General features: G+C 47.3%; 26 protein-coding genes and 1 tRNA gene. 22 read left to right on the top strand and 5 right to left on the bottom strand.

Translation table 11 applies throughout. The features are described from left to right. The first annotated feature begins 1,168 nt into the window (after nt 1–1,168). Entirely contained in the window at nt 1,169–2,002 is an 834-nt protein-coding gene (locus tag NFR98_RS10425) for a tyrosine-type recombinase/integrase (RefSeq protein WP_251460110.1), read from the top strand. Between the two features lie 299 nt (nt 2,003–2,301). Continuing rightward, nucleotides 2,302–2,778 (top strand): DUF3102 domain-containing protein, encoded by a 477-nt coding sequence (locus tag NFR98_RS10420; RefSeq protein ID WP_251460108.1) that lies wholly within the window; start codon nt 2,302–2,304, stop codon nt 2,776–2,778. Here the strand turns inward: NFR98_RS10420 and NFR98_RS10415 are convergent. Beyond that, a complete protein-coding gene (locus NFR98_RS10415) occupies nt 2,753–2,968 on the bottom strand; it encodes a helix-turn-helix domain-containing protein (RefSeq protein WP_251460106.1) in 216 nt (71 codons plus the stop codon). The genes NFR98_RS10420 and NFR98_RS10415 overlap by 26 nt on opposite strands. 271 nt (nt 2,969–3,239) lie before the next feature. Between NFR98_RS10415 and NFR98_RS10410 the strand changes: the two genes are divergently transcribed. The 18 genes from NFR98_RS10410 (at nt 3,240) to NFR98_RS10330 (ending at nt 13,112) form a co-directional block, all read left to right on the top strand. Continuing rightward, entirely contained in the window at nt 3,240–3,410 is a 171-nt protein-coding gene (locus NFR98_RS10410) for a hypothetical protein (protein ID WP_251460104.1), read from the top strand. Beyond that, complete coding sequence (locus NFR98_RS10405) at nt 3,397–3,618, top strand: hypothetical protein (protein WP_251460102.1); 222 nt, start codon at nt 3,397–3,399, stop codon at nt 3,616–3,618. Before NFR98_RS10410 ends, NFR98_RS10405 begins: the two co-directional genes overlap by 14 nt. Nucleotides 3,619–3,744: 126 nt before the next feature. Continuing rightward, nucleotides 3,745–4,068 (top strand): hypothetical protein, encoded by a 324-nt coding sequence (locus tag NFR98_RS10400; protein ID WP_251460100.1) that lies wholly within the window; start codon nt 3,745–3,747, stop codon nt 4,066–4,068. A gap of 291 nt (nt 4,069–4,359) precedes the next feature. After that, the gene (locus NFR98_RS10395) at nt 4,360–4,647 is read left to right on the top strand and encodes a hypothetical protein (protein WP_251460098.1); all 288 of its coding nucleotides are present in this window, start codon (nt 4,360–4,362) and stop codon (nt 4,645–4,647) included. An 89-nt stretch (nt 4,648–4,736) separates the two neighbouring features. After that, nucleotides 4,737–4,934 (top strand): hypothetical protein, encoded by a 198-nt coding sequence (locus NFR98_RS10390; RefSeq protein WP_251460096.1) that lies wholly within the window; start codon nt 4,737–4,739, stop codon nt 4,932–4,934. 438 nt (nt 4,935–5,372) lie between these two features. Continuing rightward, entirely contained in the window at nt 5,373–5,588 is a 216-nt protein-coding gene (locus NFR98_RS10385) for a helix-turn-helix domain-containing protein (RefSeq protein WP_251460094.1), read from the top strand. A gap of 390 nt (nt 5,589–5,978) precedes the next feature. Continuing rightward, nucleotides 5,979–6,329: a hypothetical protein gene (locus tag NFR98_RS10380; protein ID WP_251460092.1), complete on the top strand. Its 351-nt coding sequence runs from the start codon at nt 5,979–5,981 to the stop codon at nt 6,327–6,329. Between the two features lie 58 nt (nt 6,330–6,387). Further along, the gene (locus tag NFR98_RS10375; protein WP_251460090.1) at nt 6,388–7,977 is read left to right on the top strand and encodes a hypothetical protein; all 1,590 of its coding nucleotides are present in this window, start codon (nt 6,388–6,390) and stop codon (nt 7,975–7,977) included. 124 nt (nt 7,978–8,101) lie between these two features. After that, a complete protein-coding gene (locus tag NFR98_RS10370) occupies nt 8,102–9,001 on the top strand; it encodes an RING finger protein (protein WP_251460088.1) in 900 nt (299 codons plus the stop codon). A gap of 63 nt (nt 9,002–9,064) precedes the next feature. After that, nucleotides 9,065–9,379, top strand: coding sequence for a hypothetical protein (locus NFR98_RS10365; protein ID WP_251460087.1), 315 nt, complete (start codon nt 9,065–9,067; stop codon nt 9,377–9,379). 5 nt (nt 9,380–9,384) lie between these two features. Next, nucleotides 9,385–9,510 carry a hypothetical protein gene (locus NFR98_RS15770; RefSeq protein ID WP_277613382.1) on the top strand — a complete coding sequence of 42 codons (126 nt, stop codon included), beginning with the start codon at nt 9,385–9,387 and terminating at the stop codon, nt 9,508–9,510. After that, nucleotides 9,507–10,097 carry an HNH endonuclease gene (locus NFR98_RS10360; protein ID WP_251460086.1) on the top strand — a complete coding sequence of 197 codons (591 nt, stop codon included), beginning with the start codon at nt 9,507–9,509 and terminating at the stop codon, nt 10,095–10,097. Before NFR98_RS15770 ends, NFR98_RS10360 begins: the two co-directional genes overlap by 4 nt. Next, a complete protein-coding gene (locus NFR98_RS10355; RefSeq protein ID WP_437184215.1) occupies nt 10,072–10,284 on the top strand; it encodes a hypothetical protein in 213 nt (70 codons plus the stop codon). Before NFR98_RS10360 ends, NFR98_RS10355 begins: the two co-directional genes overlap by 26 nt. Further along, on the top strand, nt 10,284–10,631 hold the full coding sequence (locus NFR98_RS10350; protein WP_251460084.1) for a hypothetical protein: 348 nt from the start codon (nt 10,284–10,286) through the stop codon (nt 10,629–10,631). The genes NFR98_RS10355 and NFR98_RS10350 overlap by 1 nt, the downstream gene beginning before the upstream one ends. 64 nt (nt 10,632–10,695) lie before the next feature. Next, entirely contained in the window at nt 10,696–11,346 is a 651-nt protein-coding gene (locus NFR98_RS10345; RefSeq protein WP_251460082.1) for a hypothetical protein, read from the top strand. 1 nt (nt 11,347) lies between these two features. Further along, entirely contained in the window at nt 11,348–12,082 is a 735-nt protein-coding gene (locus NFR98_RS10340) for a hypothetical protein (protein WP_251460080.1), read from the top strand. A gap of 35 nt (nt 12,083–12,117) precedes the next feature. Further along, nucleotides 12,118–12,654, top strand: a complete 537-nt coding sequence (locus NFR98_RS10335; protein WP_251460078.1) for a hypothetical protein — start codon at nt 12,118–12,120, stop codon at nt 12,652–12,654. An 11-nt stretch (nt 12,655–12,665) separates the two neighbouring features. Then, nucleotides 12,666–13,112, top strand: a complete 447-nt coding sequence (locus tag NFR98_RS10330) for a phBC6A51 family helix-turn-helix protein (RefSeq protein ID WP_251460076.1) — start codon at nt 12,666–12,668, stop codon at nt 13,110–13,112. A gap of 84 nt (nt 13,113–13,196) precedes the next feature. On the opposite strand, the gene NFR98_RS10325 is transcribed toward NFR98_RS10330, so the two are convergent. The 3 genes from NFR98_RS10325 to NFR98_RS10315 all read right to left on the bottom strand — a co-directional run bounded on the left by NFR98_RS10325 (nt 13,197) and on the right by NFR98_RS10315 (nt 15,285). Continuing rightward, on the bottom strand, nt 13,197–13,925 hold the full coding sequence (locus NFR98_RS10325; protein WP_251460074.1) for a helix-turn-helix domain-containing protein: 729 nt from the start codon (nt 13,923–13,925) through the stop codon (nt 13,197–13,199). A gap of 158 nt (nt 13,926–14,083) precedes the next feature. Continuing rightward, on the bottom strand, nt 14,084–15,085 hold the full coding sequence (locus tag NFR98_RS10320; RefSeq protein ID WP_251460073.1) for a tyrosine-type recombinase/integrase: 1,002 nt from the start codon (nt 15,083–15,085) through the stop codon (nt 14,084–14,086). 127 nt (nt 15,086–15,212) lie between these two features. Continuing rightward, nucleotides 15,213–15,285: transfer RNA gene (locus NFR98_RS10315), tRNA-Arg, on the bottom strand. Between the two features lie 589 nt (nt 15,286–15,874). Between NFR98_RS10315 and NFR98_RS10310 the strand changes: the two genes are divergently transcribed. Next, the gene (locus NFR98_RS10310) at nt 15,875–16,564 is read left to right on the top strand and encodes an N-acetylmuramoyl-L-alanine amidase family protein (RefSeq protein ID WP_014097218.1); all 690 of its coding nucleotides are present in this window, start codon (nt 15,875–15,877) and stop codon (nt 16,562–16,564) included. Between the two features lie 452 nt (nt 16,565–17,016). On the opposite strand, the gene NFR98_RS10305 is transcribed toward NFR98_RS10310, so the two are convergent. After that, the gene (locus NFR98_RS10305) at nt 17,017–17,580 is read right to left on the bottom strand and encodes a beta-class carbonic anhydrase (protein WP_061087110.1); all 564 of its coding nucleotides are present in this window, start codon (nt 17,578–17,580) and stop codon (nt 17,017–17,019) included. 159 nt (nt 17,581–17,739) lie between these two features. Between NFR98_RS10305 and NFR98_RS10300 the strand changes: the two genes are divergently transcribed. Then, nucleotides 17,740–18,381, top strand: a complete 642-nt coding sequence (locus tag NFR98_RS10300) for a class I SAM-dependent DNA methyltransferase (protein WP_061565728.1) — start codon at nt 17,740–17,742, stop codon at nt 18,379–18,381. Nucleotide 18,382: the final 1 nt, after the last annotated feature.

Below are 18,382 nucleotides of genomic sequence, written 5' to 3'. Positions count from 1 at the left end.
GTAGCCGAAAGTGTACAAAAAGAGTGTCTTGGAATACCCGATATTTAAACCTTGTCGAGAAAAACTTGACACATACAAAAAATGGGAGATCTAGACAAAATAAATCAATTTTCTTATAATTTGTTATGCAGGCGTAAAAAGGTTTTCGATTAAGTGTTTAAGTTTAACAACAAAAAATACCCCCCTATTTTCGTTAAATCTTTTTTAGAAGAACGCCTGCAAGAGCAGGTTTCGGCCTGCTCTTTTTTCTACTCAATACAGCTGGCTCTCTTCACACAATTTCTCTTCGAAATGTTTATCACGGCGCTGAATCCGGATCATGCTTAGCTCAGTGGCGGGAATTTTAGTGAAAATGGGCTGATTCTCTGACAAATAAGAAGGAAACGGAAATAATGGGATTTTTTAAAGATTTTTTCGCCGAAAGAATTCTCCCACACCCACAAATGTTAAGGCACTCACTTTTGCAGAAACAAAATAATTTTGTACGGATTTTGCACAGAAGAAATGCAAAACGCCCGCAAACCCTTGCTATTAAAGGTCTGCGGGCGTTGCTGTTAAGCGGCCCCGAGAGGACTCGAACCTCCGACGCACGGTTTAGGAAACCTAACGGATACCTAAAGCGTCGGAAAGCCATGCGGTAGCCTATACGCTGCCTCATACGGTTTATACACCGGCTATCGTTCGTCTTATTACTTACGTCTATCATAACCGATTATGTTAGCGTAGACAAGTGCGTAATTGTATTTTTTATATGTTAACGTAATATTGACGAAGGTTTACATATATCGGAGTTATGACGGGTTGGCTCGTATAATCAGCACGGCGCCACTGGCGCGTGCGGCCGTCATAATCATGGGGGTTGCCTTCCGTTGCAATAGCGCATGAATGGCGTGGCCTCGGAATTTTTTCGGGGGTGTTGGTTTTCGGTAATAAAGACATATTTATATCGTAGGACAACGAGAGACAACCGCCTATATAACGCTGCACCGTTTACTTTGTAAAAGTTGCGTATAATACTTGCGTATAATATGAATTATACGTTATAATGGACGTAACAGAAAAACGAGTATCGTCGCCAATCCTTGATTTTATGACATCGTTACTTTAACGTGTGAAAGCGTAACTCGTTTAAAAAGTTGCGTATAATTATTTAACGAGGTGAAACGGAATGGAAACACTGGAATACATCGAACAATTTAAGGCGGAAGCGTTGGCGGGCAAATCTCCGTTGACTCAAAAAGGATATGCACATGCGCTGAAAAAGTTTGCGGAATGGCTCGAAGGCACAGGTGGCAACCTTGCCGAGTTTAGTCGGTATGACGTGCAGTTATACATACAATATTTGGAGACGGTTGCCAAACGCAAGCCGTCCGGAATCAATCGGGACTTTGCCGCCATAAAAGCGCTGGCACGCTGGCAAGGCCGCGAGGAAGTCGTTAAAGATGTACGGAAGGTTAAAGCGCCAAGCATAACGGATAAAGCACCGGAATGGCTGGACGACAAAACAGTTCGGAAGATCGTGGCAGAAGCCAGCCGCAAGGCCGGCAAACGAGACTACGCTATTGTCCTTACACTGCTCGGCTGCGGGTTACGGGTAAGCGAACTGGCGGCGCTGGATCGGGACGATGTAACGATAAGCGAGCGCAAGGGGTCTCTCGTGGTCCGCAATGGCAAAGGCGGCAAGTCGCGTGTCGTGCCGATACCGGCCAACGTTCGGCACGCGCTACGCAGCTACCTGGAGCAGCGGCACGATAACCAGCAAGCGCTATTCCTTTCTAACTTTAACAAGCGCATAAGCGTCCGATCGGTACAGGCAATGCTTGCACAGTACGGCGTGCATCCGCATCAACTCCGCCACACCTACGTCAAGAAGCTGGTGGACGCGGGCACGCCGATGGCCACGATCATGAGCCTTACGGGACATTCCAGCGCCGACATGGTCGCATGGTACAGTACGCCGACCGAGGAAGAGAAGCAAGCAGCGATCGAAAATATATTTTAATGGTTTAGTCGGTCATAAGCGCGATGGCCGGCTTTTTTGCGGCCGCGTGACCCCCCACGGCACCCGCTCAGGGCGCCGTTTTTGGCGCACCTTAAACGCGCGCAGTATCAAATCACTTGGGGTGGTTAAAAAGTGTGTGTAATTGACAGATTTACGTACAAATTAGCGCCATACAGCCGTTTTAACAGGCTCCTAGGGTGATTATAAGGGTACGGCGCTAAAGGCGCTTAAAACGGCCATACGGGGCTAAAATCTGCCACGATCAAGTCGCTGAACAAGCTCGCGAATGTCAACCGGAGATGACACGGAAGAGCCCCGTTCACGCCTACCAACGGGTAGCTGGCGAAGCAATTTTCGAGATTGGTCGGCGGTTGAAACACGTTAAAGAAAACGATTTGGCGCATGGGCAATTCGGAAAATGGCTTGAAGAAAACGTTGAAATGTCTTGGCAAACTGCAAATAAGTTTATGAAGGCGTATGAACAACTTGGAGATTACGCGACGTCGCGTAATTTGACGACAAGTAAAATTTTCGAAGTTATCGCACTTCCAGCCATAATCGATCGTCAAGAATTCATCAAGCAATCGCACACAATCCCGTCAACAGGCGAAGTAAAAACGGTCGACAAAATGACGGTACGGGAGTTGCGCGAAGTCAAAAAGGCGCTGAAAGAGGCGGAAAAAGCCCGCAGCAGGCATGTTACCCACTGCGCCAACTGCGCGGAAATTGAGGAGACCGTTACTGGCCGCCTTATTTGTCATCCACAATCGTTATGATTTCATTTATATCGTCGATACCTAGCGCTTCCGCAATTTTTTCGAGTGCTTCCTTCGGGTAGCGTTTTATTTTGTTGTTCACAAGTTCACTAACTGTGCGCTCGGTTAAATTGGCCATTGATGCAAGTTGTTTCTGTTCGATGCCCCTTTCTTTCAATACTTCTCTTAATCTTACCTCGATAACTTTCATCTGCTTAACCTCGCCATCTTCTTTTTTCTATAATTATACCGGTCAAAAAATAATTACGCAAAATGCAATTTTGTTGTTGACAATTACGTTAAACGGAATTATACTTTAATTACGGTAAACGTAACCATAAAGGAGCAACAAATCAGATTGGAGGTCGTTAAGATGCTAGCAGCAATATCATTTGCAGTTATCGGCTCGTTTACGATTGGCCTATTTTGCGGAATGAGCGGCAACGGCGGCGCAGACACTCGAACGGAAAGGGGGATCCGGTATGGCAAGCCGCAAGAACCTTAAACACCTGGCCTTTTATACCCGCAAGGTTGCCGAGCAGGTGCGTAACCGGCGCAATGCCAGCCGTAACAAGTACCGGCATGACCGACTACTACAATACAAAACGGCGCTCAATCGGCGCTTACGGAGGGATTTAAATGACAAAAATTAAAGTGGCTTACATATATGGAGGCTTTGCGGACTTTACAAAAACGGATGCCGGTGTATTGCTGCCGGACGGCCGCGTATTTGCCAGCGATGCCGAAGGTTACGGCGTGTATAATGCCATCGCAACGAGCGACCCGGAACTATACCTCGTTAACCTTGACGTCGAGTACACGGCCGAGCTTCCGGCCAGCCATGCGATGCTACTCGCATAAAAAAGCCCCGATGAAGCGCAGTGCCCGCAGGTTGGCGACTACGTGGCGCTGGTTGGCCGTGGAGGGGCACAGGCTCGGCCGTTTGGCGGCGGCCGGGCACACAATTAAAACGGAGGCGAACGACACATGATTAAAGTGATCGACGGCAAACGGTACAACACGGACACGGCCGAGGAGGTGTACAGCCACTATACCGGCCAATATGGCGATTTTGATTATCGCGAGCGGACTCTTTATCGCACAAAAGCAGGCGCATGGTTTATTTACCATGCAGGCGGGGCGCTTACAGATATGGCGGTTGTTACAAGCGGCAACGATCGCACCGGCAGCACCGCGATTGAGCCGGTAAGCGACGACCAGGCTTACGCATTTTTAGAGCAGCACTCGGACGACGAGGAGGCGTTAGCAGCGATGGAACGGTATTTTGGCGACCGGGTGCAGGACGCGTAAAGGGCGTCCGTCCGAAAGAATCGTTTCCAAACTCGGAAACAAATAACTTTTCTCCATTTGGAGGGAAGTTAAAGATGGCGCCGTAAAGCCGGGGAAAAGAGCGAATGAGTGAGGGAGGAAAGAATAAGGTTTCACCAACTGGAGAAACCCTGACCCGAATTCGGAATAGGGTCGTACAAACGAAGTCCTCGCAAAGAAAGCCGGAATAGGGACGACTTAAAACCCGGACAGAAAGCGGCGCTGGTTATTCGGTTGTATTACGAGGAGGAACGACGGAAGGCTAAGAAACGGATGTCTGAAGGCGGGACGATTGGTAACGATATTCGGTGGAATGGATCGGATACTCCAAATTTGGAGAGGGCGATAGAAGTAACGGGAGAAACCGCAGAAATACTCCGAACAAAAGCCGGGGCAGGCAAGTCGAACATGTATTACCTGCTCGCAATCTATCGCAATCGCCCCGACCTATTCGATAAAGTATTCAACGGAGAAATTTCGATCAACAAGGCTTATACGCAGATGAAGGCGGACGGACGCGACGAAGGGATGAACGGCTTAAAATGCGGCAAGCCCCGATGATGCTGGCGGTGGTTGGCGACACCGTGAACGGCAACGGCGGAGGGTAAACGGCAAACACACCGAAAATTTAACGATAGAGGCCCCCGATGATGCGGCAGCGATTGGCGGCGCTGGGTTTGGCACGCGGAGGGGCGAACGGTGATTTTGCGGCTTTGGTTTCCGGTGATAAGCGGCAACAAAGCCGGCGCCGGCAAACGACCGTCCAGCGGCAACTGGGCGGTCTTTTAAATGCTGCGACGTCGGAACGTTTAGAATGCGAAACCGGTTTCGCATTTACCGATAAGTAACGGAAATGTCCCGAGGTCGGGAAGAAAATTGACCCTACGCAGAATTCTGCGGAACGGGAATACTTTACATTTAGCGAAAAACTGGAATGGGCAAGACGGTTGGAACGAATTGAGAGAGTTAAAGCGGAGGAGAGAAGAAAAGCAACACTTAAACAAAACACAAGCACCGATACGGAAAATTTTCCGGAACGGAATGATTCGGGTGAAACTCGTGACATTGTAGCAAAAAAGTGGTTTTGGTAGTAGAAATACTTATGGAAAAGCCAAATTCATCGCTGAATATGTCCCATTTTAAACTGCACGCTAGTCCTACCGTAGTAGGGGCGAAAAAAAATCCGTCAATTAAGTATATATAAGCTTACTTTTTGGCCGTTAGTTATCTATATATTATGAAGGGGGTTAGCGCCCCCGCAAAGAACAATCGAAGGGGGAATCGAAATGCAACTTTCAAAGGAACTTATCCGATTTATTCGGCAAAATAACCGATTAAGCCAGCGCGAGTTTGCTGACCGTATAGGTGTAAGTAACTCGTACATTGCGCTCGTTGAAAACGGTATTAAGCCCGTAACGCCAAACCTGTCGAAAAAGATTACGAAAGAGTTCGACATTGACGTTGATTATATCGAAGCTGCCAGGCGGTTTATTGACGTTTGACCGCGGGCTACAAGGAGGAAGCGGATTTCCGTCCTCGACACCTAAACGGCACGCTGTGAGCTCGCAGGAAGCCCGTACAGACGTTTTACTAATCGTAAGGGTAACGTCGTCTACAAGCGCCAGAATCAAGCGGAAACGATGAGGAGGGGCTACCGTCATATGACCACGTGGGGCCACGGAAGGCCGAAAAATTACGATATATTAAGTAGAGGGGCAGCGCAATGTTATTGTCAATCGGAAGTATATCTTTTGCGAGGACTTCGTTCGCGGCCGTTCTAACACGGAAAAAAGCGGTTGTCAATAATAAACCGCCTAAAAATCCGAGTTAATTTTAAAGGAGGCTGATTGTAAATGCAAATGTACCTACTAACAAACGGGGGTATCCGTCCGATGAGTTCTACACATGCCGAAGTCGTCCGCATGGAGCAAATAAATTTCAGCATCAATGATGCACGGTTACAGGCGATTGAACTTCTCGCCGACCTGGAGCAACGCCAGCGCTTAAACAAGCCGCAGGCAATCATGGCTTTGCAAAAGGCAGCCGCATCATACGAGTCTATTATCAATAGCTTGCAGCCGGCCACAAAATCGGGTTATTTGCGGCACTTTTACAAAAAGCTACAACGTACAGCCGAGCGGGAGCTGGCCAACGTTAAGCAGATGTTAGAAACGGTTTTAACTGGCGATAACGATAAGTTTAACGAGTATTATCAGCGTTACGTGTCGTTATTGTCGTTATAAAAAAAAATAAAAAAAACATAAAAACATATACTGTTCAATTTTGAACGGTGAGAGGGGAATGAAAATGAGCCAGCTTTATGTAACTTGCCCAGTAACGGGCGAGCGCATGGAACGATTTACAAAGGAGCACGCGCAAAAACTCGGCTTTCCGTCACTTTCGAAGTACCGGAAGGCATATAACCTCGACTATCTAACCGTTTACCAACGATCGCGCAATCATTTAAAGCGCCTGTATAATGTCGATTTTAAGCGCTGGGTCGTCGGTTACAGGGATAGTGACGGTGAAATGCGTTATGTCACGAAGATATATGAGCCTGGCACAACATCGACGGCTAGGGCAGCCAGTCGCTTCCCACTGGGCGATAGCAATTTTAACGCACATTTTGCCGGCGTGCATCCGCTTGCGATATTTGCATTCGGCACACATGCCCGTTATTTCGGCTTTGATGTCGACAGCAAGGAACAGGCGCCAACTCACACGCTTAAAATTGTGCAGACGCTTGTTGCCGAGGGATTTAGTCGTCATGACATTCACGTTAGTTTTAGCGGCGGCAAGGGCTACCACGTCGAGCTTTTTACGGCACAACATTTATCGTTTGCCGACTGGGTAACGTTCGGGCGGTACATCATCGGCAAAGCAGGGTTAACCGGAGAGCCGATCGAGTTCAGGCCGACCAGCAACAACTCGCACGCCTTGAAAATGCCGCTCACGAAGCATCCAAAAACGGGGCGCTTTGCCGGTTATTGCGACAATCAAACGCTTGAAGTGCTCGACGAGCAGCAATCGCATGATTATCTCGCAACCATCCAGCAGATTGACGTCGATCCGGTGCTGGCCGTCATCGACCGAGCTAAAACAGCGACGAAGCCAGCAGCAAAACCGGACAAGCCGAAGCAAAAAGCCGTTCGCGTGCGTGAAGTCGGACTGTTTAAGACGACCGCCGAAAAGAAGGAAACGGCCGTTAAGCTACTGAGCGAAGGCCTGCCGGGCACTGGCACACGCTGGAAGGCAATGCGCAACGTGCTTATCCCGTATCTAAAAATTGAGCAGGGATGCGACGAAAGAGAAACGCGTGAAATACTTGTAAATTTTTGCCATCGTGAACATGAAGCCCGTCGAATTACAACGCCGTTAGACAAATGCGAGCGCGAAATTGACGACCTCATAAAAAACTACTATCCGCTTGTCGATGGTGTGTATTCAAACGTGCGAGATGTCGAGATAACAAGGAGTGAAGTCGAGTGGGTTGTCGGTGTGATAGAGCAAGACGGCTCGCGGACTGCGCGCGACTTGTTGTGGGCGCTGCTGCTCCTGAAAAAAGCCTACGCGAATAAAAAAGGCGAATTTTTTGCGGCAAGGGCAACCGTGCAAAAGCTGCTCGCAAAACCGCGCAAAATATCGCCTGTTACTATTCAAAAAAGCCGCGACTGGCTCGCAGAAAATGGTTATATCGAGTTTACGGTGCCCGATAACTCATTCCGCGAGCGTCGTGCGACTACTTACAAATTATTAAATGAAGAAGCGACAGAAACTGAAATACTCGGCCAGGTTCAATTTGACGAAGAACTAGATAGCCGGGCATTGCTGAAAGAAGTCACGAAGCATTTATACGCTTCACACGAATTAAAAAAATTAAAGCTCGCATAGTTGTCCATCTACTTCTACGATTACCATTATATACGGTTATGTGTCGATAGTCAATATAAATAAAAAAAAACAACAATAAAAAACATATACTGTTCATTTTTTAACAGTGAGAGGGGAATTGTAAATGAGCCAGCAAGCAATTAAAACGTTAAAGATTAAGTCAAGTAAACTGTACGAGCTTCGCATGAAATTTGAACGCGCAGCCGTAACGGATTTTAAGGGCGTTTCCGACTCTATTGAGCAATCAATCGAGGAACAATACACAAAAACGGGTGCATTTCCGCCGGCTGAACAACTGGACATGCTCGCGGGCATACTCGACTATGTGGCCGAAAATATCGAGCGTGAAGCGCTGGAAAAAGAAATCCAAAACAGATCGGCAGCAGAATGGCGCCGCCTTGAATACGAGCACGTCACAAAGGCGGATTTTACCGAGCCGGACCTGGACGATATGCTTTTAACGGCGGTCGAGCAAGGCGAACTGACCCAGGAACAGGCGCAGGAAATGCGGAGCAAATACAGGCCTTGTGCGCATCGCTTTTGCTTAAACGTATTCATTCCAGCGCGCAAAGATCAGACTTATTGCTGCCCGGAGTGCCGGAAAGCTGAAAGCAACGCGGTTAAAGAGTACAGGCGGACGAGCCAGCTATATGCAAACGGCACATATCTGCCGGTGTATGCGTATAAAGACGTGCGCGGAAGGCAGGCGAAACAAAACTATGAAACGCATGAAAGATTGTTTGCGCCGGCTACGCTGGAACTTGTCGGAGCACAAAAAGAACTGAAAAAATACGAAAGCAGCGGAAAACGTAACCGGAAAGAAGAAGAACGAAAGCTGAAAGACTATCGGCTTCAAAAAGAAGTTAAGCGAGCAGAATCGACTGAACCGAGTGAAGTGCACGTAACAAAGATGACGCCGGAAGAAATTAAGAAGTATTTTGCGAATAAATACACAGAAGATCACTTAAAAAGAGAAAGACAACGAGCCATAAATGCAGCAAAAGCGCCTATAAAACCGCGTTAATTATAAGGGGGGGAGCCAATACTTCGCCATTATAAATCTAACATAATTACAGGGGGATTGTCAATGGAACTGTATCAAAAAATTGAACGCATTGGCCCGGCACGTTTTGAAGCCGAAATTAAGCTAGTCGATGACGCGGGCACCGAAAAGGTAATGACGCGAACATATGAACGTTGTAACTCCATTTTTGTCGCCTACAAGTCGCTGATTACAGCGCTCAGAGGGCTACACGATTGCACGATTACACTGCACACGAATCATCATCAGTTGTCGGTGGAGCTGTTTCACGAGCGCGCGAAAAATACGACACTGGCGAACATGCTCGACGATATTACCGCAATAAATAACCTCGAAATCAAAAATGGAAAAGGAGAATGATTCCGGTGAAAAACGAAAATGTAAATGCGAATGTGCTGGAAAGACTGTCGGACTTGATCGAAAAATGTGCGGAATCTGCGGAAAACATTGAACGCAAGCTTGACGCAGCGCTAGGCGGTGATGCGCGATGACCGGACAGGACAAACGTATCTGCCGTATCTGTGGCGCTAACAAGCCGATTGAGATGTTTGAGATCGACAAGCGCGTTAAGGGCGGCCATACCAACCGCTGCAAGGCTTGCAAAACGGCGCTCGAGGACCGGGCACATCGCGCGTACCGTGACATGAAAAAGCGTGCCCGCAAAGCAGGCGTGCCGATGGAGGTCACGGTGAGTGAGCTGCGGTTGCTTTACACGGCGCATGACGGCAAATGCATTTATTGCGGTAAAAGCGAGGATGAAGCCGGTTGTCGGCACCACATCGACCATGTAACGCCGTTAAGACGAGGCGGAACGAATCACATATCGAATTTGGTGCTCGCTTGTGCATCGTGCAACGCCTCTAAGGGTGATAAGCCGCTCGTATCATTTTATCTCGATCGCGATCGCGACAAATTCTCCGAACAGGCGTTTTCAACCGTCGCATGTGTTATTTCCTTGACGGCAGGGCAACCGGTTCAAGAGGTGCTAAACGGCTTACTTTACGAGCATGCCTATTATGTAATGGAGCGACTAGATAAGGAGATGGCGGCTGGTGAAAAACGAGTTACGGCGCCTTGAGCCGGGCTGGCTGGCCGGTTATACGGAAGATCGCGAGCTGATACGCCGTATCAAACGGTACAAAAAAGACTGGCGCATAATGGCCGACTATTTTAAAAATGGCCGGCTTGTTGGCGTGCAGTTTAAAATACCGATCGAGCAGCGCCGTTCAGCCGAGCGAATGACACCGGAAAGGAAGGCGGTTTAATGAGTTGGGAGCGAGAAAAAAGCGAGCAATGCAAAACGTATTTTGACCGAATACCTAAATGGCTTGAAGCATTGATCGAAAGCGACGAATCACTGGCGCACCTAAAGCGAAAAAAGCACAAGCCACCTTATTTGATGCTGCAAAAACGAAAGGGGCGACGTAATGCTAATCGTTTTAAATCAGCAGATAAAAAGACAGGTAGGCGCGATCACAACGATTTATTTGATAAACGAAAAAACAGGCGAAATCCTAGCGCAGGACCTAACCGTGAAGGCAAGCGACCCGATCAGAGTCGGCAGGCAAGCAATCAACGCAATGTTGATCGAGTTTCCCAGCGCCAGGATTAGCGCCGATGATCGATTTTTGCCAGGCGCAAGGTGTCAATTAAAAACAAAAAGGGAGCGATGAAGGATGAAAAAATTTGATTTATATGAACAGTATCTCCAACAAAACGAGGGCATCGCAAAAGCACGTAAGGCTTATGACGACAAAGTAAAGGCAGCAGAACAAGCGCTTGCTGATGCGAAAGTTAAACTTGACGAAATCGTGCATACCGAAATCACGACAGGCGCTCAAAAAACAAAGGATAAATCCGCGGCGCGTAAGGCATTGGAAGAAGCAGAAAAGGACGCTGCACAGGCAAAACAAGAACGGGACGCTGCCTACAAATATTTTAGCGGCGCAGGCGGTAGTATTACACGGCCGCAGGTAGTACAAGCCTATTTGAACGAATATGTACCGGCTGTCAAATCCGAGCATTTGCCGGTTATCCAAGAGCGCATGAAACAGGGGATTGATTTAATATTAAGCGCCTTTTACGACTTTCAGCAGCTAAAAAGAGAATACGAGGATATTAGTCGAGAGGTTAAAGAGATTGATAGAGCGGCGGTAAGATACGGCGAACAAAAAGTAAGTTACGTAATACCTAATCCGTTCGATATGGTTGTGGATTCGGGGATAAATATTTCTGAGCTAGCCTCGCAACTAGATAAAATTGCAAACGGCGCCGAATTGCCCGCCGAAGCTACTTACTATAAACAACCGTTAAAGGGGGATAACTAATATGGGCATGAAAGAAAAATTTAACGAAATGATGGAAGCGTATCAACAGACACTGGACTTGCCGGGTAGCGTTACCACAATCGCGGCAGAGCTAAAAAAGGCAGTGAACGAAGAAATCCGAAAAATTAACAGCGATCCTTTATATTCCGACGAGGGCAAAGCCCTTGAACGTCAAAAAGTACGGGACAATTTTGGCAAACAGTTTATCGATGTCGCCAAAAAATTGCGTGATGATTACGACAAATCAGTCATAAAAGCTAAAACAAGCGCGGAGATTTTGCTAAATCAAGACCCGCCAAAGCCGGACGACATCACGCTAAAAACTTTTCAGCGCGAACTAAACGCGCTGAAAATGGACGTACTGCTTTCCACCGACCCGGAAAAGGCGGCCCATGCAATCAGCGAGTTTGCGAGTAAGCAGACAAATCCTTATCTGGCGAAACAGCTGGCGGGAGAATTTGCGGGCTTAGCGACGGACATTATCGCGAGTTCCGGCCAAAATCCGAGCGTCAAGCTAAAATTGCGCGATACACTCGGCACAATCAACAGCAAGGCGCTTACACCGGAGCAAAAGAAGGCGCAAGAAATCGCGGGTTATGTAAAGGACGCATGGGGTCGTGATTTATTTAGAACGCAGTCACTGGAACTGAACACAATCGAGCAGGCTGTCGGTCAAAAATACGCTCGATACGCGAATAAGCCGCATCTGTTTCCTGCCTCGTCGGGAGAAGATTAAAACAAACGGACTGCGTTTAATAACGGAGGTGCATAATGGAGTCGATCGAACTACTTCGGCGCGAAATAAGTAACCAACGCGCGGAATTACAACGGGAAAGAGTTGCACGCGGATTGCCGCCGGACCCACCGGCGGCATTTTTACCGATTCCCTTTTCGGCTGTGCTCGCGGAGCAACTTGCGCCTGTTGTGCCGGTACTTGCGAAGTACGCGCAACTTGTGCAGCAGGCCGGCGAAGTGTTGCCGCTTGAAACGGAGAAATTGCAACCGTATGCGGAAATGGCCGAGCTGTTACGCAAGTCAAAGGGCACGTTCCTCCGCGCTTACGGTTTGGCTATTGGCGCAGCTATACGGGATGTAGAAAAGGCGGCCCGCGGAGAGGTTAGCGCAAATTCGCTGCCCCGACGGCTGTATCAGTGTTTATGGTTTACGCAGGGCTTTCGCGTATCTAACGATTTTCGCGATAAAAGCATGCGCGAAGAATACGGAAGACTGAAAAGCGACCGCGTGCTTTTTAAAGCCGAATTAAAAAAGTACCGCGCCCACTACGAATCAATAAAAAATCTATACTAGGAGGTTTGAAAATGATTACAACGGACGAATTAAAAGAGCGCCTAACACCGCAACAGCTACAGGCGGCCGAGCTACTGGTCGAAAACGAGTTTGCCGGCAAGGACAAACGCACCCAGGAAGAATTGGCGACCGAAGTCGGCATCAGCCGAATGCAGCTTTACAAATGGCGGACGCAGAACGTCGACTTTGCCGAATACGTGCGACGCAAGGCAGATGCAAAACTTAACTCATTAAGCGTCATGGTCGACGCTAAGCTCGTGTCACTGATCGATGGAAGTCAGTGGAACAACGGCATCCCCAGCATTCGGGCGATTGAGCTGTTTTACAAACGTTTCGGCCTGCTTGTCGATCGGCAGGAGATCACGAATTTGCCGGCTCCAAGGTCCACGCGGCTATCTCCGGCCGAGGTGGCGAAGGGGATCGACGAGCTGAACGAAATGCTAAACGGGAAGGCTTAACGGCTTTCCCGCCTTTTTTTATGCCTCGAAAACTGAACACCATATGTTTTATTAATTTGTTTTTTTTTATTTATAGTGCCTAGCCTATGCGTATAACTCCTCGGATTGCCAACGGTCGAGCATGCGGTCTAACACGCCGGAATAATAGCCGGCCAGGTTGCGGATTTTCATGCGCTTCGTTGCGTATATGGCGGCGTGTAGCGCTCGTATGCCGATAGCTTCGACAGTCGCCTTGTCGTTGTATTCAGTCCTAAATAACGGCGCTGTCTGCGCCTTGTAGACGCCGTACAAACGGTAAAGCAGGCGGTTGTCGGTGCCGATAGTAGATTCCAATAGTCGACGGAATCGGCCGTAATGAGACGGCTGCGGCTGCGTCGCATACGTATTTACTAAATTAGTATTTTGTTTAAAAAAAGTACTAGGTTCATTTTCCATTTTCGCGGGCTTGTCCGTTGATTGGCAAGGCTCGGAGGCTTGCTCGCGAGGTGACACGGGCGATATGACACGGTAGACGTTAGCGCCATAACCGCCGCTGATTTTACGTTTAAACGGCAGCCGCTCAATAATGCCGAGGCGTTCCAGCTTGCGAATTGACCGCTGAACTGTACGCTTAGACTTGTCGATTGCCTGCGCGATTGTGTCGTTTTTTAGATGGGCAACGCCCGGATATTTTACGGCATAACGACTGATCATTTGCAATATGTCGCGGTCAGTGTCTGTTAGGTCGTATCTATGGCGTGTTAAATGCTCATTGACTGCGTCGTTGAGTTCGGTTTTTGATTGGAATGTTTGGTATTCGGTTAAGTATTGCATAATACGGCACCTCCGAGGCGCCTACCACAAATTAGAACATTTGTTCGATTATAGGCGTATGATGAATAAGACTTGCCTATTGCATTTTTTTCGCAAGTTTGCTATAATCAAAGTAGTTTAAGTTTAATGCGTTCTCCCATTGCGGTAGGGCGCTTTTTTTATTTTCGATATTTATTACGGATGCGCACGATTGGGCTAAACTGCGCGTGCTGATCCTTTAAGTCTTGACCTGTCATTTGTATATACTTCCGTGTTGTCGATATATCGGCATGCCCGACGATGCGCTGCAACGTAAACACATCGCCACCATTCATAATAAAATCATGGCAAAACTGGTGTCGGAATACATGCGGGCTTACACGCTTCGTGATGCCAACCTTATCACGGTAAGTATGCAATCGCTTCCGGAATGAGTTCGGCTGATATGGCGTGCCGATATTCGACACAAACACGTAAGTCGTATCAAAATGCGTGCGATTCTCCGCAATCAATTCGAGCAGCAGCTTCATGGTGCTGTTTGAAAAAGGAATGATACGCGGCTTGCGGTTTTTATTCTTCTTTGCCGGCAGGATGATTGCGCGCGCCTTAAAGTCGACGTCCGCGACTTCGAGGCTGCATACTTCGTTTATTCGCATGCCGGTGTCAAGCATGAGGTACATCGCAACCTTATCGCGGAACTGCGCATATTCCCGATCGTCCGGTGCATCAAGCAGCAGCCGCAGTTCTTTATCGGTCAATGGCTCGAATGTTTCCGCATCAACCTTCATAAGTTTGATATTATTAGCCGGATTCGCGTTGACGATATTTTCCCGAAATAGTGCGTTAAAGAACGCCTTCAAAAAGCGCATGCGCACATTTACCGTGTAAGGAGAAAGCCCCTTTGCGCCAGTTTTGGCATTGAATTTTTCCTCGCTTAAATAAACGGAGTATTCACGGAGCACATTCGTCGTGATGTCGTTTATCTGCGTAATATCCGGATGCTTCTCCGCCAGCCATCCCGTAAAATAGCCGAATAAATTATGATAGTCCGTCATGGTGCGTTCGCGTACGCCTTCCGTTTTCTTTAGCGTGATGAAATACGTAAAGGCGTCCGTGATCGACAAATTATATTCTGGCGGCTGCTCGCTTTCCGTTCTCCGCCTGACAACCCGTTTTTCCATAACAAAAAACGCCTCCCCTCGAATTCTTCAGTAATAAGAAAACGAGAGAAGGCGTTTTAAACCGTTAGCCACCGTGTAGCCTAACGATTGCCTCAACGTTCTATAAACGTTGATATGACGCTTTTAGCGGCCCCGAGAGGACTCGAACCTCCGACGCACGGTTTAGGAAACCGACGCTCTATCCACTGAGCTACGGAGCCGTAAATTGCTAATATCCGTTCGATGTCACCTTAAATATTATAGTGAATCTGTCGTTTTGTGTCAATACCCCTGTAGACCGCTCTCTAGATGTTTATCTCAAAGTGTACATTTAGATGATAGAGTGCCTTCCCATTTTTTTCACTCGCCTGATCCTTCGAGTAAAATATTTTACACATACGCTTTTCCGAAAAAACATGGTTCTTCCCGCTTCAACTGCCAAAACGCTTAAAGAAACAATTCTATTTCCCAATATCCAAATTCTTCCTTAAAACGCTTACGGACCAAAACAGGCGGACAACCTGTCACAAATGGCACATGCTTTACATACGATAGGATAGAGATTTGGTTCTCTGCGTGAGAAAAAGGGCCGGGTTCTTCGTTTTCCTTGCAAAGTTGACCTGTATTTGCAATCTGCCCCTGTCGCCTCAACTTGCCGGATGTCCGGTAAAATTTTGCCGGCCGCTTGCCATTCCGGCTGCCGGCAAAACGGATGGTTTCCATTTGTACAAAAAACAGGACAGGAAAGTAACCATTTAACTTTAAAAAAGATATGTGGAAATTGAGCATGATTGGAAAGGGGTGAAGTATTTGTTTAAACTGTTTCTTGATCCGGGACATGGTGGAAAAGACCCGGGCGCTGAGGGAAACGGGCTAGAGGAAAAAGACATCACTTTGGAGATTGCCAAACAGATTCAGGACATTTTAACAAACCATTACCAAAATGTTTCGGTAAAAATGTCGCGGACGACGGACAAATTTGTTTCTTTGGAAGAGCGGACGGATGCCGCCAACAGCTGGGGCGCCACTTTTTTTCTTTCCATTCATATCAATTCAGGAAATGGAACGGGTTTTGAGAGCTATATTTATCCAGAATCAGGCTCTGCTACGGCAACCTACCAGAAAACCATCCACCAGGAAGTGGTGAAGCTGAATGATTTAAAAGACAGGGGCAGAAAAACGGCCGATTTTCATGTGCTCAGGGAATCGATCATGCCTGCGCTCCTTACCGAAAACGGCTTTATTGACACAGCAAGTGATGCGAAAAAAATGAAGAAAAACAGCTGGATTGAAGAAGTGGCACAGGGGCATGTCAATGGGCTGGCAAAAGCTTTCGAGCTCAAAAAGAAAAGCGGTGCAACGTATCATAAAGTCGTTAAGGGGGATACCGTTTACGCTTTAAGCAAAGAATACGGTTCGACCATCAAAGAAATAAAGAAATGGAATAATCTGGATGATGATTATACCATCCGTGTGGGGGAAAGATTACGGGTAAAGTAGCCGTACAAGCGGCCTTTACCCGTTTTTTGTCTGAAACACCTTCCTCCTGTTTCCCTAATCTCCCCGTCTTTCAGCAGCTTATATACCCTATTATATAAAATGAACGAAACGTGGGTTACACCGTTTCCGCTGCAAACCGTCATCATCAGCAAACCAAACTGATCCTTGGTCTTCATGTAAAAACTTACGCTCATTTTATTAGCCTAACGCCATTTTAAAATTCCCTTAAATTTCTGCTCACAAAAAAACCGGCACACAGGCCGGCTTAAAAAGGGGATAAAACAGTGGGTATTTGTCCAGCATGCTTACTGCTCTGCTGTCCTCGCTACATGATTAATTGTAAACCGGTTACCCTAAAAAACAATGAAAGCAACATCATCATTTCATGAAGTTTCGATTAAAAAATGAAGAAAACCCCGTCAAGGTCTCCGCCATGGATTTGGCGCCCGGGATTAATTTTCGTAGCCGTTTACGATCAGATCAAGTTTCCCGGTTTCCGGGTCAATGACAAGCCCATGGACCGGCACTTTTTTATCCATCAGCGGGTGGTTTTTAATGATGCCGACACTCTTTTTTACGCTGCTTTCGACCTTGTCGAAACCGCTCAGCCATTCGTCAAGGTCGATTCCCGCATGAACGAGTGTTTCAATCGCATTTTCGTCAACCCCGCGTTTTTTCATATTCTCAAGCACGGTTTCGCCTTTTAACCCGGTCATGCCGCAGTCATAATGGCCGATCACAAACACTTCATCCGCCTTCAGCTGATAGATGGCAACAAGCAGGCTCCGCATCGTGCTGTCGAACGGGCTCGTTAAAATGGCGCCTGCATTTTTTACGATTTTTGCGTCCCCGTTTTTAATATTCATTGCTTTATGTAACAATTCAATGATCCTTGTGTCCATGCATGTGAAAATCACCATCCGCTTGTCGGGGAATTTGGAAGTCAGGTAAGGCTCGTAAGCTTTTTTCTCCACAAATTCCTGGTTAAATGCAAGTACTTCATCTAACAATGTCATCACATCTCACTCCTTTAAGCATATTTTAAAATACAATGGCCGGAAATAAAAGTATACACGTTAAAAATGGGAGTAAATCCTTCACCTTATGGTTTGCGAAAAAACCAGGGGCGTGTTACATTTAATTCAGAGTTATTTTATGGGAAATGGGGGATTTGATTGGGAAGGGAGTTTGACGCGCTGTTTGATGAATGGTCCCGCTCCTATGATCAAACCGTTACCGGACATGATGCCGAATACGAAGAAGTATTCTATCAATACGATAAAATTTTGGATGCCGTCAGAGACCGGGCAACCGGTTTTGTTGTTGAATTCGGCCCGGGAACAGGCAATTTGACGGGCAAGCTTTTGGAGAAAGGGCTAAAGATAATCGGGATAGAACCTTCTGCTAATATGAGAAAAATCGCTCAAAAAAAGCATCCGGATGTTAAAATAATAGACGGGGATTTTTTGAATTTTCATGTGCAGGAAAAGGCGGATACATTTGCCAGCACGTATGCGTTCCACCATTTAACAGACGAAGAAAAAAGGGCTGCCATATCCCTTTTCCACACCCGGTTAAAGGCGGGCGGCAAAATCGTGTTCGCCGATACGGTTTTTGAGACGGAAGAAGCAAAACAGGAGATGATCAAGGAAGCCAAAGCAAGGGGATTCTGCCGGCTTGCGGAAGATCTTGAAACGGAATATTACACCACCATTCCCGCTTTATCTTCCATCTTTGAGGAAAATGGTTTTGATGTCTCTTTCCGGAAGATGAACCGGTTTGTGTGGCTAATGGATGCAAAAATGAAAGGAGCATGAT

This window comes from Weizmannia agrestimuris (assembly GCF_943193165.1).
Classification (GTDB): Bacteria; Bacillota; Bacilli; order Bacillales; family Bacillaceae_C; genus Weizmannia; species Weizmannia faecalis.
This window is presented reverse-complemented; position numbering and strand designations above follow the sequence as displayed.